Here is a 16,280-nt window from a genome sequence, read left to right on the forward strand (position 1 = left end):
GTTTTTTTTGGTTAAAAAATTAACAAAAACTTCATCAAGCTAAAAACAATACCTAATCAGATTCGTTGCATTTTGTGGTTCACGATCATACGAATCGTTTTTAATTTTAAACATTATGCCTGACCATACTGACTCCATAACCAACCAGGAAAGAAAGGGGAGACTTTCAAGTTTATTTTCCTACTTTAAAAACCCAAAAGAAACAGCCATGGACGATACAAAATTGGTAAGTCCCGCAGAAAAGGTGAACACTTTGGTTCAGCAAAGTGATTTCATCAGCAGAGATTTAAGCTGGCTGAAATTCAACGACCGTGTATTGGATCAGGCAAAAAATGAAGAGAGAAATCTTTTCGACAGAATGAAATTTCTGGCGATTACTTCTTCCAACCTGGATGAATTTTTTACGATTCGCCTGGGAAGTTTATACAATTATCTTGACTTCGGAAAAGAACGCGTGGACTATTCCGGACTGCGTGAAATTCCGTTCAGGAAAATGTTAATGAAAGAATTGCAGGAATTTGTTCGACTGCAAAGTGAGTGTTACACTGACAGGCTCCAGCCGCTTTTTGCAAAACATGGTTTTCGCATCATTGGTATGGAAGATCTGGCCACAGAGGAAACTACGGACATTGAAAAATATTTCGAGCGTACGGTTTATCCAATGCTTACGCCGATGTTGTTTGATTATACGCATGCTTTTCCGGTTTTGCTGGCGAAAGTTTTGGTACTGGGAGTCATCACGCAGGTTAAAGGTTCTACATCCGAGGAGGATAAAAAACTATCCTTCGTTCAGCTTCCGCTGAATCTTCCAAGATTCTATGTTATTGAACGCGAGGAAGAAATTCTATTTTTACCAATAGAAAAAATTGTCAGAGCGCATATTTATAAACTGTATCGTAACGTCGATATCGTATCCACAAATCTTTTCAGGCTGATCCGTAACGGTGATTTTTCTCTGGAAGAAAGTGATGATATGGAATCAGATTTTATTGATGAGATCAAACAGAAAATAAAGAACCGTCGTCTCGGACGTGTTGTTAGTGTTGCTATCGAACCGGACGCAAATCCTGATCTGTTAAGCCTGATTAAAAAACGTTGGGAAATTGATGATTATAATGTTTTCAAAGTAGAAGGACTTATTGATTATACTTCGCTTTGGAGCATCATCCGCCATCCTGAGTTCAAGGATCAGATTCCACCGACACATCCGCCAGTCCCGCCACTAGGACTTGAAAGAGAAAGAATTGTGGACGTTTTTGAAGCGATGAGAGAGAAAGATATTCTTCTGCATCATCCTTATAACAATTTTGAACCAGTTCTTCAATTGCTGGAACAAGCTGCGGAAGATCCAAAAGTACTTTCGATCAAATTGACGATTTATCGTCTGGCGAAAAATTCCAGGGTTACAGAAGCCTTGCTTCATGCAGCAGAAAACGGAAAACACGTTGCTGTTTTGTTTGAAGTAAAGGCCAGATTTGACGAGGAAAATAATATCAAGGAAGCACAGCGTTTGCAAAAAGCCGGCTGTTTTGTGATTTATGGTATTGGTCAGTTAAAAACGCATACCAAGCTTCTGTTAATCGTTCGTAATGAAGGAAATCGTGTGCTTCGTTATGCGCATTTGTCGAGTGGAAATTACAACGAGGATACTTCCAGATTGTATACGGATACCGGTTTGCTGACTACAAATGAAGAATATACTCAGGATATTTCTGAGTTCTTTAATGTAATTACCGGCCATTCAAGCCCTACGGAATATCAAAACCTGATCACTGCGCCGCGTTATATGCGGAACAAATTAATTGAACTTATCCGGAATGAAGCAGAAAATGCAAAAGCCGGTTTGCCTTGCGGGATTTGTATTAAAATAAATTCACTGGAAGATAAGGAGACGATTCAGGAATTATATGCTGCTTCACAAGCCGGTGTGCCAATTCGTTTGATCGTTCGCGGAATGTGTTGTTTGCGTCCAAGAAGGGTGGGATTGAGCGAGAATATTTCTGTGCGGTCCCTTGTTGGTGATTTCCTTGAACATTCAAGAATATTTTATTTCCATCAAAACGGAGATCCGTTGGTTTATGGCGGTAGTGCGGATGCAATGGTTCGCAGTTTTGATCGTCGGATTGAATCTTTGTTCAAACTTGTCGATATCCGTGTAAAACAGGAAGCAATTCATATTCTGTATTTCAGCTTGCTTGATAATGTCAACGCTTACGAAATGCTGGAAGACGGAACGTACATCAAATGTATGGAGCCGAATGAAGAGCCGTTAAATATTCACAAAGCGTTTTTCGATGTTACTTTGGAAGATGTTTTAAAAGTGAAGCTTTTTGTACCTGACCAGAAGCCGGCCGATACGATTGAGGAAGATCTGGCAAAACAAAAACAACTGGTAGATTGTGATGAAGCACAACCTGAAGAGGAGCAGGCTGATGAATCAAAAGCTTAAAACAAAAAAACCGATTGGAATCTCCAATCGGTTTTTTTGTTTCATTCCTTGAAAAACACTCTTTTTACTCTTTCCCCGATTCCGGTTAGTAACTCATACGGAATGGTATTAATTCGTTTTGCCAAATCTGTAATTGGAATTTCTTTCCCGAAAACAATTACCTCATCGCCCTCTTCGGCCTGGGCATTGGTTACGTCAATCATCGTCATATCCATGCAGACATTTCCAATGGTTGGACAAAGTGTTCCGTTCACCCAAACTTCGCCGATACCATTTCCAAGTCCGCGGTCGTAGCCATCAGCATAACCAATAGCCAATGTTGCGATAGCCGAATCGTGATCGATTAAACCACGTCTGCTATAACCGACCGTTTCTCCGGCAGATAAATATTTAATCTGGGAAATAACGGTTTTCAAAGTTCCGGCAGATTGTAGAAAATGCTGCTGCTGGCCCGTTGCTTCAACACCATATAATCCAATTCCCAAACGAACCATATCCAGCTTAAACTCAGGAAAACGGACGATTCCGGCAGAATTTAAAATGTGTTTGGTGACTTTATATCCAAGCGTATCCTCAATCAGCGACGAACCTTTGATAAAACGCTCATATTGTTGATGAGAGAAATTATTATGTACGCCTTCATCAGCGCCAACAAGATGACTGAAAATGGTTGAAACATGAATATCAGGGTTTTCTGTAAGCTGCTGCGAAAGCCACTCATAATCATCTTCCACAAAACCTAATCTGTGCATACCAGTGTCCAGTTTTAAGTGAACAGAAGGCATGTCGGATGGCGTATTTTTATTTTTGACATAAGAAACCCAGTCACTCAAAATCCTGCGGCTGTAAATTTCCGGTTCCAGATGATATTGCCAAAGTGTGTCAAAAGTAGGCACGGATGGATTCATGACCATAATCGGAAGTGTAATTCCGCTTTGACGTAATGAAACACCTTCGTCCGCATAAGCAACACCCAGATAATCAACCCGATGGTATTGCAGTAAACTCGCCACTTCCGAGCTTCCGCTTCCATAAGCAAAAGCTTTTACCATCACCATGATTTTGGTTTCTGAACCAGCTTTTGTTCTGTAAAAATTGAGGTTATGCGTCAATGCATCCAGATTTATTTCCAGAACAGTTCCGTGGACTTTTTGTTGAAGGCGATGAACAATCTTTTCAAAAGAAAATGTTCTTGCACCTTTTACCAATACCAGACTGTTACTTAGCGAGTTGAAAGGAAATGATGTCAGAAAAGTCTCTGTATCCGGATAAAAATCTTTTTCTGCTGTATCAAACTGAATAATTTGCCGGCTCATTTCCGGTCCGATCCCGACAAGTTTGTCAATCTTTTTTTCTCTTAACAATTGGGCGATAATGCCGTAGAGTTCAGCCGGAGTTTGTCCTGATTGTAAAACATCAGAAAGAATTACCGTCCTGTGACTACGCTGTTCCTGCTGCGACAGGAAATTTAAAGCCATTGTAAGTCCTTGAATATCATTGTTATAAGTATCATCAATAATATAACAATTGTTGATGCCTTCTTTTAATTCCAGTCGCATCGAAACCGGACGCAGTATTAAAATTCTTTCCTGGATCACAGCAGCCGGTAAGCCAAAATCAAGCAGGAATAAAATACAGTGCGTCAGGTTTTCCAGTGAAGCATCGTCTCGAAAATTGGTTTCGAAACGGTTATTCTCAAATTGTCCGCTTAACGATATGAATGTTTTTTCTTTTTGTAAATCATAAGAAACCGTTACATCAGCGCCTGGGCGGATTCCCCAGCTGATGGTTTTCAAAAACGGATTAACAGGTTTCAGGATAAGCTTGATCTCTTCATCAACTTCGGTATAATCTTTACAATAAATCAGTTTTTTGACTTTCGTAAAAAGACGAAGTTTCTCGGTGATTTTTTGTTTTCTGCTGCGGAAACCGTCATCATGCGCTGTACCGATATTGGTAAAAATCCCTATCGTAGGTTTAATAACCGGTTGAAGATATTCCATTTCATGCGCACGGGAAACGCCGGCTTCAAAAATGGCCAAAGTATGTTCTTTCTTCAAATTCCAGACAGAAAGCGGAACACCGATTTGTGAATTGTAACTTTTTGGACTGGCAATAACACGTTGTCCCGGTGCTGTAAGTTGTAAGAGCCACTCTTTTACAATCGTTTTTCCATTACTTCCGGCAATTCCTAAAACGGGAATATTAAACTGGTTGCGATGTTCGGCTACGATTTTTTGTAAAGCACGGATACTTGAAAATACCGTCCAGACTTTCGCATCCTTCCAGGAACTGATTTCAGCTTTGAGCGCATCCGTCAGTGAAGCTTCTTCCACGACAAATTCCCGGACGCCTTTTTGATATAGTTCAGAAATAAATTGATGGCCATCATGACGTTCACCTTTAATCGCAAAAAAAATGCTTTTTCCGGGAAATGATACCTGGCGGCTATCGGTGAGCAGGTAACTTGCCTGAGTATTTATGGATGCAGTTGTATTTTCAGTCAGAATCATTCAAATCGTATTTGCAAAGTGCAAAGGTATTAAAGAATGATGTTTTTGTATGGTTATTTATAAATATGGTTCGAATATGCGCGCAAACCGGACTAAATCCATTTCCTGATCCTGAAATAAATCAGCATACCTATTGTCACTACAACCATCACAGCCCAGGTGTAATAATATCCATTTGGATTTTTCAGCTCAGGCATATTTTCAAAATTCATCCCGTAAACACCAACAATAAAAGTCAGCGGCATGAAGATGGCAGAAAAAATTGTCAATGTTTTCATCACCGCGTTCATGCGGTTGCTGATGGTTGAAAGATGAACATCCGCGAGACTGGCCAGTAACTCACGGTAAGAATCTATGGTATCAACGGCCTGCATTACATGATCATAAAGATCCCGATAATAGGGTACTACATCTTTGCTGATCAAAGGATTATCTTCACGAATCAATTGGTTGATCATATCCCGCAATGGCCAGATTGCTCTGCGAACAAATGTCAATTCTCGTTTAAGCGAATAGAGATCATTTAAAGATTGTTTTTTTGATCCGCTGATGACGCTTTCTTCCACCGAATCAAGTTTTTCTCCAAACTTTTCGAGCACAAAAAAGTAATTATCGACGATCACATCCATCAAAGCAAAAACCAGATAATCTGTTCCGTTTCTTCTTGTTTTTCCAACAGAGGCTTTAAGCCGATCTATGACCGGTTTAAAAATATCTTCTTTTCTTTCTTCCTGAAAAGAAATCAGGTAATCAGTTCCGGCAACAAAACTTACATGTTCGGAAGAAATTTCAAGCGGCTCTTCTGATTCAACATGAAGCATTTTTAAGGTCAGGAATATATAGCCGGAATCATAAACTTCAAGTTTGGGCTTATGTTCTGTATTGACGATGTCTTCAAGAATCAGCGGATGGAGATGATACAAATTTCCGATTTTCCCAACCAGAGCAGTTTCATGAATTCCATCTACATCCAGCCAGGTATTATGAGGTTCAAGATTCTGACTGACAGCACATTCCGCAAGGCTTGTGACGGCATCGTCTTTATAAAAATTGGCATTGTATTGAAGTTTCCTGACTTTGGTTTTTAACTCAATTTCAGGACCGATGTACGTAAGTGTACCAGGAGATGTTAACAAATTTTCCCGCTTCTGCCGATGCTTTCTCTTAGACATTCGAATTTGAACTGACGATATTACCTGTGTGGATAGTAAATATAAAGTTTTCTGTTTTTATTCTGCAAGGTGATAAATAAGCAGAGGAACATGTGTGTCTACGACAAGTTTTCTGGTTACACTCGGATTGATCAGAAACTCTTCAATAAATGAACGTTCACGTGTTGACATGATCAAAAGATCAGCGCTCACTTCATCACAATACGCTTCGATTCCGTCTAAAACGCTTTTATCATCACGATAAACAATGGTGTTAATACTTTCAGGAAATTCGGCTGTTATTTCGTCCAGATATTGATTGTTTGGCTGGATATCCGGTTGATGATCAGCATTGACTTTAAGCAAAGTAAGATTACTACCCAAATGATTCATCAACACATAAACTTCTTTCAAAATATCGTTTTCTGAATATTCAAGTTGGGTTGCATAAACAACCTTCGAGAATCTTTTAGGTTCAGCCTGTGGAGGAATTATTAAAACCGGACTAGGAGAATGAAGTGCAATATGCGTAGCAGAACTTCCGATTAATTTATCAAGAAAACCGCCTGTTCCGGTTCTCCCGGTAACAATCAGGTCAGGTTTATTTTCAGCAACGGCTTCTTCAATTGCAGACTGAATACCACTCACAGCCCAGATTGATTTTGTTTTATAACCTTCCGCCGAAACTTTGGCAACATATTCATCAAGCTGATGACGGAAATTATTTTCAAGATCAACGCCAACATAGGAATAATCTGGTGAGCCGATTCCTGGCAAAACACTTCCGGGCATCACACTTACATCCGGAATATAAGGTTGGTAAGCGTGCAAAATAATCAGCTCCGTACTTTCTTTAGCTGCCATGAGTTTTGCTGCGCTCAACGCACGGTCAGCATTTTCAGAAAAATCGATGGGAATCAAAATCTTATTCATAATTGTCGCGGTTTACAGGCTTTTTAGTTAGACTCCAAGTTAACGCAATAGTTCTTATAATGTATGAACTTAGTGTAAAGAATGGTGCCAAGCGACTATGACTTTGCTCATTTTTATTCGTATTTGCGCCAGATTCCAAGAATAAAGCCGGTTACACAATAAACAATTACACTCACGCCGCCGTCTATCAGAGAAAGTTCCAGCGCTCTTTTTGAAAACATATCTTTGACGATAATCTCAAAAAGCACAAAAACAATTCCAAAAAGCAGACCGATCAGAAAACCTATGTAACCGGATTTTACCGGAATTTTTGTAAAAACCCAGCCAAGGGTATAAGCCATAAAGGCGGAAGAAACAATGCTGGCAAGATAAGGCACAGAACTGTTGGCAGAATCCATAGCGGATTTTTCAAAACCGTTCAGTGCTGTCCATTGTTCTGCAAAAATGTAATACCATATAGCAGGAATAATTTGTCCGATCACCACACATACAAGCACGGCCCAAAGATTGACGGATTGTTTTCTCATAAGCAGAGTATTTTTCGGTCATCAAAAGGAAATCTTATTAAAAAATTGGCGGGAGAATTTACGGTCTTCTTATGTTAACGGTTTTAGAAAGTCAATATTTCTTTTTAAACCATCATACTTTGTGCGTTTTATTGGGGATCGACGGAAAAGCTCGCGGAAAACTTCTTCTGTGATTTCCTCCCAATCGTTTTTTGAAAAGCCGCTTAACTCCTGAGAAAGAGAGAACTCCGGCGTTTTGGAAGTCTGTGAAAAACGATTCCATGGACACACATCCTGACAAATATCGCAGCCAAAAATCCAGTTATTAAATTTTCCTTTGACATCATCAGGAATGGCATCTTTCAATTCAATTGTGTAGTAGCTGATGCATTTGCTTCCGTCTACGACATAAGGCTCCGTGATCGCATCGGTCGGACAAGCATCCACACAGCGGGTGCAGGTTCCGCAATAATCTTTTACGGCTCCATCATAAGCAAGTTTTAAATCACAGATTATTTCTCCGATAAAAAAGAAACTGCCCATATCTCGGTTAAGCAGATTGGAATGCCTGCCAACCCAGCCCAGGCCACTTTTCGCAGCCCAGACCTTATCCATAACCGGAGCGGAATCAACAAAAATTCGTCCGCTTACCTCTCCGATTTCTTCTTGGATGGCTTCCAGCAAAAGTTTCAGTTTATCTTTTAAAACAAAATGATAATCTTCTCCATAAGCATATTTGGAAATTTTGAGATCTTCCGGACCTTCGGGAAGTCGTTCAGCGGGGTAATAATTTAAGAGTACAGAAATGACGCATTCAGCTCCGTCGACTAATTTTCTCGGATCAAGGCGCTTGTCAAAATGATTGGCCATATATCCCATTGCCCCGTTTTGCTGACGGTTTAACCAGTTTTCCAGTCGCGGTGCTTCTGCTTCCAGAAACTCGGCTTTGGAAATACCGCAGAAATCGAAACCAATTTCGGCTGCTTTCGATTTAATAAACTGGCTGCGCTCCTGGCGTATGAGATCTTCTGTGGTCATGATGCAAAGTTACGAATTGCCGCGGGAATGTCATCTTGTCAGTTTTTTATGACTGGCAAAGTAATTTAGTAAACACCAGGTAATGATTTTATCAGGAAAGCATGGGAAAACTATGCCGAAAAATACAGAATACAACATAGATAAGGACATGGAAAACCAAATAAACGACGAAGCCGGACAGATGAATACTGACAATGTGGTAAATGATGATCAAAATTTCGCTGAAAACGGCTTGCCAATGGACAATGCTGGTGAGGTAATCGGTGAAGTGGAAGTAACAGACCCGGCAGAAGCGCATAAAACAGAAGTGGCGGAATTGAAAGATAAGTACCTGCGTCTTTATGCTGACTTTGAAAACTTCCGCAGACGTACGGCAAAAGAAAAACTTGAAATGCTTTCTGTGGCCAGTGCTGATGTAATCAAGGCTGTTCTTCCAATTGTAGATGATTTTGAACGTGCGAAAGTTTCTTTTGATTCTTCAACCGAGATTGAAGCTTTGAAAGAAGGCGTTGATCTTATCTACACAAAATTATACAAAGCGCTTGAAGCAAAAGGTTTGAAACCTATGCAATCAAAAGGTGAGGTTTTCGACGCAGAACTTCACGAATCCATCGCACAGTTCCCGGCTCCTTCTGATGACTTGAAAGGTAAAGTTATTGACGAAATTGAAAAGGGGTACTTCCTGAATGAAAAAGTAATTCGCTACGCCAAAGTTATCGTTGGTGCGTGAAATAATGATAAATAAATAATGGTAATGTATGATTCGGATCATCCATTATTAAATTTTCTGCGATGGTGAAAAACGCTCCATACATTACTCATTGAAAATAAAAAATGGCAAAGAAGAGAGATTATTACGAAGTTCTTGGGGTGGATCGTGGCGCTGCTGCGGATGATATCAAGAAGGCTTACAGAAAGCTTGCAATTAAATTTCACCCGGATAAAAACCCGGAAGATCCAACTGCGGAAGATAAATTCAAAGAAGCTGCCGAAGCTTATAGTATTCTGAGCGACGATAACAAACGTGCTCGTTACGACCAGTACGGACACGCTGGTGTTGGTAATGGGGGAGCAGGAGCTGGCGCGGGTGGATTTGGCGGAGGTGGATTTTCCATGGACGACATATTTTCTCAGTTCGGTGATATTTTCGGTGGCGGTGAAAGTCCTTTCGGAGATATTTTCGGTCGTGGCGGCGGAGGAGGCGGACGAAGAGTCCGTCGTGGTTCCGATTTAAGAATTAAGCTGAAACTTAATCTTGAAGAAGTTGCCAACGGTGTTGAGAAAAAAATTAAAGTAAAACGTCACGTAAGCTGTAATACCTGCGGTGGAAATGGCGCGAAAAACGGTACTTCTCTGACAACTTGTACAGGTTGTAATGGTACGGGTCAGGTTCGTAAAGTGGTTAGTACAATGCTTGGACAAATGGTTTCAACCAGTACTTGTCCGCAGTGTAATGGTGATGGAAAAATCATCAGCGAACGTTGCGATACTTGCGCAGGTGAAGGAAGATTATTGCAGGATGATCTGATCACATTGAATATTCCTGGTGGAGTTGCAGAAGGCATGCAGCTTTCTATGTCAGGTAAAGGAAATGTACCATCAAGAGGCGGTGTAGCAGGAGATTTGCTGATCGTTATCGAAGAGGAGGAAGATCCAAATCTGAAACGTGACGGAAATAATATCGTTTTCGATATGCATATGAGTTTTGTTGATGCAGCACTTGGAACTTCAACTGAAATCCCAACGATTGACGGAAAAGCGCGTATCACGATCGAACCCGGAACACAGGCTGGTAAAATTCTTCGTCTGAAAGGAAAAGGAATTAAAGATCTGAATGGTTACGGAAAAGGAGATCAGCTGGTTCATATCAGCGTTTGGACGCCTCAGCAATTATCTTCTGACGAGCGGGAAACTTTGGAATCGTTGAGGAATTCTCCCAACTTCCAGCCGAAACCGGGTAAAAACGAAAAAGGATTTTTTGATAAAATGAAAGATTTTTTTCATTGATCAATTTTGATTTAGATATAGAAACGAGCCTATTCAGTAATGAGTTGGCTCGTTTTGTTTTTGTAAGATTGTTTAATATAAATGTAATGGCAATAAATATTTATAGTCAAAAAGGACAAGTAACTTTGCTGGCAGCAATAACAAAAAATTTATGAATTATAATATTTTAAAAGCATCCGTATTTGGCCTCACTATGTTTTGTTCAGGAATGCAGCTTGAAGCCCAAACTACTCCAAAGGAATTGACTTTCGCGACTTACAATGTTAGTATGGAGTCGGAAAATTATGTTAAAAAAGGAACGCCTGATCTTTCGGAAAAAATATTGATTAATGAACTGGCTTCGGGAAATAATCAACAGATAAAAAACATCGCTAAAATAATCCAGACGGTTCGTCCGGATGTGATATTGCTGAATGAGTTCGACTATATAAAAGATCCAAATCAGGGTGTTTTACAATTTATTAAAGGATATCTGGCAAAAGATCAGGATGGTGCGAAAAGTATAGATTACCCATATTACTATTATGGAACGGTAAATACCGGACAGTCAAGTCCGTACGATCTGGATAATAATGGAGTTGCAGGAAAATTTGGTGCTGATGCCTGGGGTTTTGGTTTATATCCCGGTCAGTATGCGATGATGTTGATTTCAAGATATCCAATCGATCTTTCGAAAGTGAGAACTTTTCAAAATTTCAAATGGAAGGATATGCCGGGATTTTTGAAAACTGTGAAGGCTGATGGAAGCGATTGGTATGCTCCGGAAGCCTGGGCAAGTTTTCCATTATCATCAAAATCACATTGGGATGTTCCAGTGAAGGTTGGAAATAAAACAATTCACTTTCTGGCCAGCCATCCTACACCGCCTTCATTTGATGGTGCAGAAGATAGAAATGGTAAGCGAAATCATGATGAGATCAGGTTTTGGAAAGATTATATCAGTGATTCTAACAACAAATATATTTACGATGACAAAGGTGTGCATGGTGGTCTAGCACCAAATACCTCTTTCGTAATTTTAGGAGATCAGAATGCATCTCCTGATGAAGGAAATGCAATTGGTGAAGGAATACGATCTTTACTGGCACATCCGAAACTTATCAGTGAAAATGCACCACAAAGCAAAGGAGGTACTGAACATTCAGCCAATAATCCATTTGCAAAAAATCATACGGCATTCTGGCGTATGCGAGCAGATTATGTTTTGCCATCAAAAGCAGGATTTAAAATAATTGACAGCGGCGTTTTCTGGCCTTCGAAAGGTGAACCGATGTATGATCTCGTAGAAAAAAGAGAATCAAGCTCAGACCACAGGCTGGTTTGGGTCAAAGTAAAACTGGATTAAAAAATGGAGCTTGGGCTCCTTTTTTATGGTATAACCGCTACCGTATCTTCAAGAATTTCCAGATTATAAAGGTGATCAGGGTCGGAATCCGATTTTGCTGAAAACTTTCCAAAGTCGACACTCCATTTCTTTACACGACCCAAAGCAACTAATCTGTAATTTCCTGTTGAGGAATTTTTATCAATATCGTAAGTAAGTCTGATCGGAAGGTTGTCTGGAATATTGGTAATGAAAACCGAATCTACAAGACGGGTTCTGGTTGTATCTTTTTCTTCCAGAAATACCGTTAACCGGTTTATTTTAGAAGTGGATTTATTGGTTACCAGAAACTGGACCATGGAAGAAGAGGGGGCTGAATCGCTGCATGCCGACAGCCCGTAAATCAAAAAAACACTAAAAGCAGAAATCAATAAGGTACGCATACTCCATTTTTACAATAATTCACAGACAAATCTGGAAACATTTAAAATGTATCCGGAATTATTCACAAGTTTAGAAAACTTAAAAGAGGAGGCGTTAATTAGTACACAATATCGAATTTTTATTCGAATAACGCTTAATATTTAAGCGCCATTCGAATAAAATTTTATAATGTGATTCCTGATTTTTTTTCAAGGATTGCTTTCTTCTTCAACTTTGAAAACATGCTTGTACTCATGCGAAGATAGCTTGCAATGTGCCTGTCATCAACCTGGAAAAAAATAGCTGGAAAATCTTTACCAAATTTTACAAAAAGATCTTCTTCGGTCAAAGTGTAAAGGTCCTGCATTCTTTTTTCAAAACGGGTTAACCTTCTTTCCAGAATTTTCCCTGATACCTTTTCAAGATCAGGATTCATGAGCATGAGTGCCTGGAAATCCTTTTTGCTTATACCATAAAGCTTGACATCCGTGCACGTTTCGACATAGTCCATCGATAATTCGTCATCAACAAAAGTAGCGGAGGTCATGATACAATCACCTGCCATGTCAAAACCATGCGTCCATTCCTGGTCATGATGACGATAAAAATTACGTGTGATACCTTCTGCGATGAAGTAAACCATATCCTGTGGGCGCTCAGGCGAAATTAAAATAGTACCCTGTTTAAATTCAGATATAACAAGTTTTTGAAGAACTGCATTGTAAGTTCTCTCACTTATAATGTTGTAGTTACAGAGTAACGCGAAAATTTTGTGCATACGTTGGCATGAAAAATAATACTTTTCAAGAAATACCCGTTGCTGATTTTCATACCGTTGATTTTAAAATTACTCATTTTTGAAGAAAAGAAATAGTATTTCTTCGTCCGGTTTAAAAAAAACGGGAGCTATCAGTATAGCTCCCGTTTTTTTTAATCAGATTGACTTACTGAGCCGGATTTCCGTACATGTTAAAAGCTGCCATATGTTTCTGGAAAATAGCTTCATATTTTTTAGCAGCAGCTTCTTGTTTAGCCTCTTTACATTCATGAACAATCGTTTGCAGAATGTATAAATCTACCTGGCTGTCACGGCGTTTGGTAGTAGGATTTTCTCTTGACCAGGTCAGGTTTTCGTCTGAGCGATTTGCCATTACGTCAGCAATTTCAAGTGCCTTTTTCGTTTCGCCAAGATCAAAAAGTGTCCCGATGAAATTCGAAGAAATCTGATCGTAGGGAATACTCTTGTCCGGCATCACGGTCAATGCCTTTTCCATTGCTTTTTTCGCTTCGCCTGTTTTACCATCTGCAATCAGCTGACCGGCCAATCTTAGGAAAGCGATACGTGCTGTAAATATTGGAGAACCAAGATATGTGTTGTCGTAATATGTTTTTGGATTGTCAAGATCTCTCCAAAACATTTTCGTCATCAAATTCTTGTACATGATATCTGAATTCACATAACCGTCAGAAGCACCCGGAACTTTCACAGGCAGCAAACGGTAGGCATAACCTTCCAATTGCATGTATTCTTTCAGATTAAGATAGCTCGATCCGCCCAACGTTGAAGAGAAATAAATTGGTCTTTTCCAGTCGTTGGTAGCAATCATATCAAGCATCATCAGATCCGATTTGTACAAATCACCTTTCCCAACAGTCCAGCTGATAGAATCGCTTAGATAAGGCAAAAGATCACTTTTGATAATATTCATTTTCTTCACAGCTTCAACATCCACTGGAAGGAAAAGGATAGATGATGGCAAAATCGAAGTCATATCACCACTCGTAAGCGGCACCTGAATGGCTTTATTTTCCTGTTTTACCAGTCCCATATATTCTTTCAAATTGATACCATTTTTAACACTTGGTATTTCATAAAAAGGAACAATGTCATTCTTGCCAAAAGCATAATTGTTTTTATCCAAGGAAATCGGAAGTGCCTCTGACAAATACGTTTTACGTTTCATCTGGTCAATATACCAGTCGGTACCCAAAAGACTTAGGTTACAAACGCGAACATCCGTTCTGAATCCTTCCACTTCCTGAACGTACCACAGAGGGAACGTATCGTTATCACCACCTGTAAACAAAATCGCATTAGGAGCGCAGGAATTCAGTAGGTTTTTTGCAAAATCAACTGAATGGTAACGGTGATCACGGTTGTGATTATCCCAGCCTTTTGCTCCCATAATAACAGGAACGATCAGACTTATTCCGGTTGCAACACCGGCGCGGGCCAATGAATTTTTGACAATTTTGTTCAATCCATCTGCCAAAGCAATGACGCCAATACCAATCCACATACAGAAAATGTAGAATGAACCGACATAAATATAATCCCGTTCACGCGGCTCGGTAGGAGGTGAGTTCAGGTAAACAACAAGTGCAACACCGGTTAGTAAAAATAGCAATCCAAGAACAAGTAAATCGCGCTGACGGCGGAAATACATGATCACAACACCAAAAAGTCCAAGGATAAACGGCAGCATAAAGAAGTTGTCATGCGCCTTGTTGTTTTCAATAATAGACGGGAATTTTTTAAACGCATCCCATGGTAAAAGATTTCCTGCACCTTCTTCATCACTTTCACGGCCAACGAAATTCCAAAGGAAATAACGCCAGTACATATGCCCGATCTGGTATGAAAACATGAAAGAGAGGTTATGCGCCATTGTAGGTTTTTGTCCCTCGGCCAGTCCTGTCATTTGCTGATAAAGCTGCGGGTGACCTGCTTGCGTGCTATACATACGAGGCAAAAGCATGCTGCTGCCTGGTTCGTATTCGTATTCCGGACGGTAATCGTAGATTGTATATTTTCCGGCTTCTTTGCGGTACATCGGGGCACCACGTTTCTGGCTTGTGGGGCGGGATACAAAAGATGGTCCGTATAACAAAGGACGACTTCCGTATTGCTCTCTTTTCAAATAAGAAACGAAACTAAGAACGTCATTCGGGTTATTTTCATTGATTGGCGGATTGTATTCTGCACGTACCAGAACCATCAGGTAACACGCATAACCAACCAAAATAAAAGCAAGTGATAAAAGACCGGTATTCAATAAAACCTTCGCTTTTCTCTGAGAATAAATAATGCCCCAAATCAATGAGCCAAGGAAAATAATGATAAAGAATATTACACCGGATTTAAAAGGAAGACCAAGTGAGTTGACGAAAAATATCTCGAATTTACCAGCGATACTTGGAAGTCCAGGGATAATTCCGGAGTTAATAATAGCCAGTATAACAAGACCTCCAACAAATGCAATTACTCCTCCAAAAACGCCTGGTTTAGGATATTTTTTGAAATAATAAACCAACGCAAGAGCAGGAATTGTAACAAGGTTAAGCAAATGGACACCGATAGAAAGTCCAACCAGATAAGCCGTGAAAATTAACCAGCGGTTTTCAGCAGCTGGATCTTCGATGCGCTCCCATTTGAAAACAGCCCAGATTACAATGGCTGTAAAGAAAGATGACATTCCGTAAACTTCCGCTTCAACAGCTGAAAACCAGAATGAATCAGACCAGGTATATGCCAAAGCACCAACAACGCCTGAACCCATAAGAAGAAGAATATCTCCCTGAGTTAATTCCTCGTCCGTTTTGCCAATTATTTTACGGGCTAAAAGCGTGATAGTCCAGAACAGGAAAAGAATGGTAAAAGCACTGCTGAGTACTGAAACCATATTGACCCAGTAAGCAACATTGGTAAGATCACCGAAAGCAAACATGGAGAAAATTCTTCCGATCAAAAGGAAAAAGGGAGCTCCCGGTGGGTGAGGAACCTGTAACTTGAATGCACAGGCAATAAATTCGCCGCAATCCCAAAAGCTGGCCGTTCGTTCAACGGTAAGTGCGTATGTTAGAAATGCAATGGCGAAAACAATCCAACCCGTAAGGTTGTTGGAACGGTTGAAACGGGTCATTATAATAGTTTAT

12 protein-coding genes are annotated in these 16,280 nt (G+C 40.0%); 4 read left to right on the forward strand and 8 right to left on the reverse strand.

Going from position 1 to position 16,280, the window contains the following annotated elements; all coding sequences use genetic code 11:
- Positions 1–115 precede the first annotated feature (115 nt).
- Complete coding sequence (gene ppk1, locus IEE83_RS04270; protein WP_194119385.1) at positions 116–2,449, forward strand: polyphosphate kinase 1; 2,334 nt, start codon at positions 116–118, stop codon at positions 2,447–2,449.
- 41 nt (positions 2,450–2,490) lie between these two features.
- On the opposite strand, the gene IEE83_RS04275 is transcribed toward ppk1, so the two are convergent.
- The 5 genes from IEE83_RS04275 to queG form a co-directional block, all read right to left on the reverse strand.
- Positions 2,491–4,962 (reverse strand): bifunctional UDP-N-acetylmuramoyl-tripeptide:D-alanyl-D-alanine ligase/alanine racemase, encoded by a 2,472-nt coding sequence (locus IEE83_RS04275; RefSeq protein ID WP_194119386.1) that lies wholly within the window; start codon positions 4,960–4,962, stop codon positions 2,491–2,493.
- A 92-nt stretch (positions 4,963–5,054) separates the two neighbouring features.
- Entirely contained in the window at positions 5,055–6,134 is a 1,080-nt protein-coding gene (gene corA, locus IEE83_RS04280) for a magnesium/cobalt transporter CorA (RefSeq protein ID WP_194119387.1), read from the reverse strand.
- A gap of 57 nt (positions 6,135–6,191) precedes the next feature.
- Positions 6,192–7,046, reverse strand: coding sequence for a universal stress protein (locus IEE83_RS04285; RefSeq protein WP_194119388.1), 855 nt, complete (start codon positions 7,044–7,046; stop codon positions 6,192–6,194).
- A gap of 113 nt (positions 7,047–7,159) precedes the next feature.
- The gene (locus tag IEE83_RS04290; RefSeq protein ID WP_194119389.1) at positions 7,160–7,573 is read right to left on the reverse strand and encodes a DUF1761 domain-containing protein; all 414 of its coding nucleotides are present in this window, start codon (positions 7,571–7,573) and stop codon (positions 7,160–7,162) included.
- A 69-nt stretch (positions 7,574–7,642) separates the two neighbouring features.
- Positions 7,643–8,590 carry a tRNA epoxyqueuosine(34) reductase QueG gene (gene queG / locus IEE83_RS04295; protein WP_194119390.1) on the reverse strand — a complete coding sequence of 316 codons (948 nt, stop codon included), beginning with the start codon at positions 8,588–8,590 and terminating at the stop codon, positions 7,643–7,645.
- A 112-nt stretch (positions 8,591–8,702) separates the two neighbouring features.
- Between queG and IEE83_RS04300 the strand changes: the two genes are divergently transcribed.
- From IEE83_RS04300 to IEE83_RS04310, 3 genes are all read left to right on the forward strand, one after another.
- The gene (locus IEE83_RS04300) at positions 8,703–9,320 is read left to right on the forward strand and encodes a nucleotide exchange factor GrpE (protein ID WP_228101673.1); all 618 of its coding nucleotides are present in this window, start codon (positions 8,703–8,705) and stop codon (positions 9,318–9,320) included.
- Positions 9,321–9,424: 104 nt separating this feature from the next.
- Complete coding sequence (dnaJ, locus tag IEE83_RS04305; protein WP_194119391.1) at positions 9,425–10,597, forward strand: molecular chaperone DnaJ; 1,173 nt, start codon at positions 9,425–9,427, stop codon at positions 10,595–10,597.
- Between the two features lie 151 nt (positions 10,598–10,748).
- Positions 10,749–11,942, forward strand: a complete 1,194-nt coding sequence (locus IEE83_RS04310) for an endonuclease/exonuclease/phosphatase family protein (protein WP_194119392.1) — start codon at positions 10,749–10,751, stop codon at positions 11,940–11,942.
- A gap of 23 nt (positions 11,943–11,965) precedes the next feature.
- Here IEE83_RS04310 and IEE83_RS04315 read toward each other — a convergent pair whose 3' ends face one another.
- The 3 genes from IEE83_RS04315 to IEE83_RS04325 all read right to left on the reverse strand — a co-directional run bounded on the left by IEE83_RS04315 (position 11,966) and on the right by IEE83_RS04325 (position 16,267).
- Complete coding sequence (locus IEE83_RS04315) at positions 11,966–12,364, reverse strand: hypothetical protein (RefSeq protein ID WP_194119393.1); 399 nt, start codon at positions 12,362–12,364, stop codon at positions 11,966–11,968.
- A gap of 164 nt (positions 12,365–12,528) precedes the next feature.
- Positions 12,529–13,122 carry a Crp/Fnr family transcriptional regulator gene (locus IEE83_RS04320; protein WP_194119394.1) on the reverse strand — a complete coding sequence of 198 codons (594 nt, stop codon included), beginning with the start codon at positions 13,120–13,122 and terminating at the stop codon, positions 12,529–12,531.
- 166 nt (positions 13,123–13,288) lie between these two features.
- Positions 13,289–16,267 (reverse strand): glycosyltransferase family 117 protein, encoded by a 2,979-nt coding sequence (locus IEE83_RS04325; protein ID WP_194119395.1) that lies wholly within the window; start codon positions 16,265–16,267, stop codon positions 13,289–13,291.
- Positions 16,268–16,280 lie beyond the last annotated feature (13 nt).

The organism is Dyadobacter subterraneus (assembly GCF_015221875.1).
Classification (GTDB): Bacteria; Bacteroidota; Bacteroidia; order Cytophagales; family Spirosomataceae; genus Dyadobacter; species Dyadobacter subterraneus.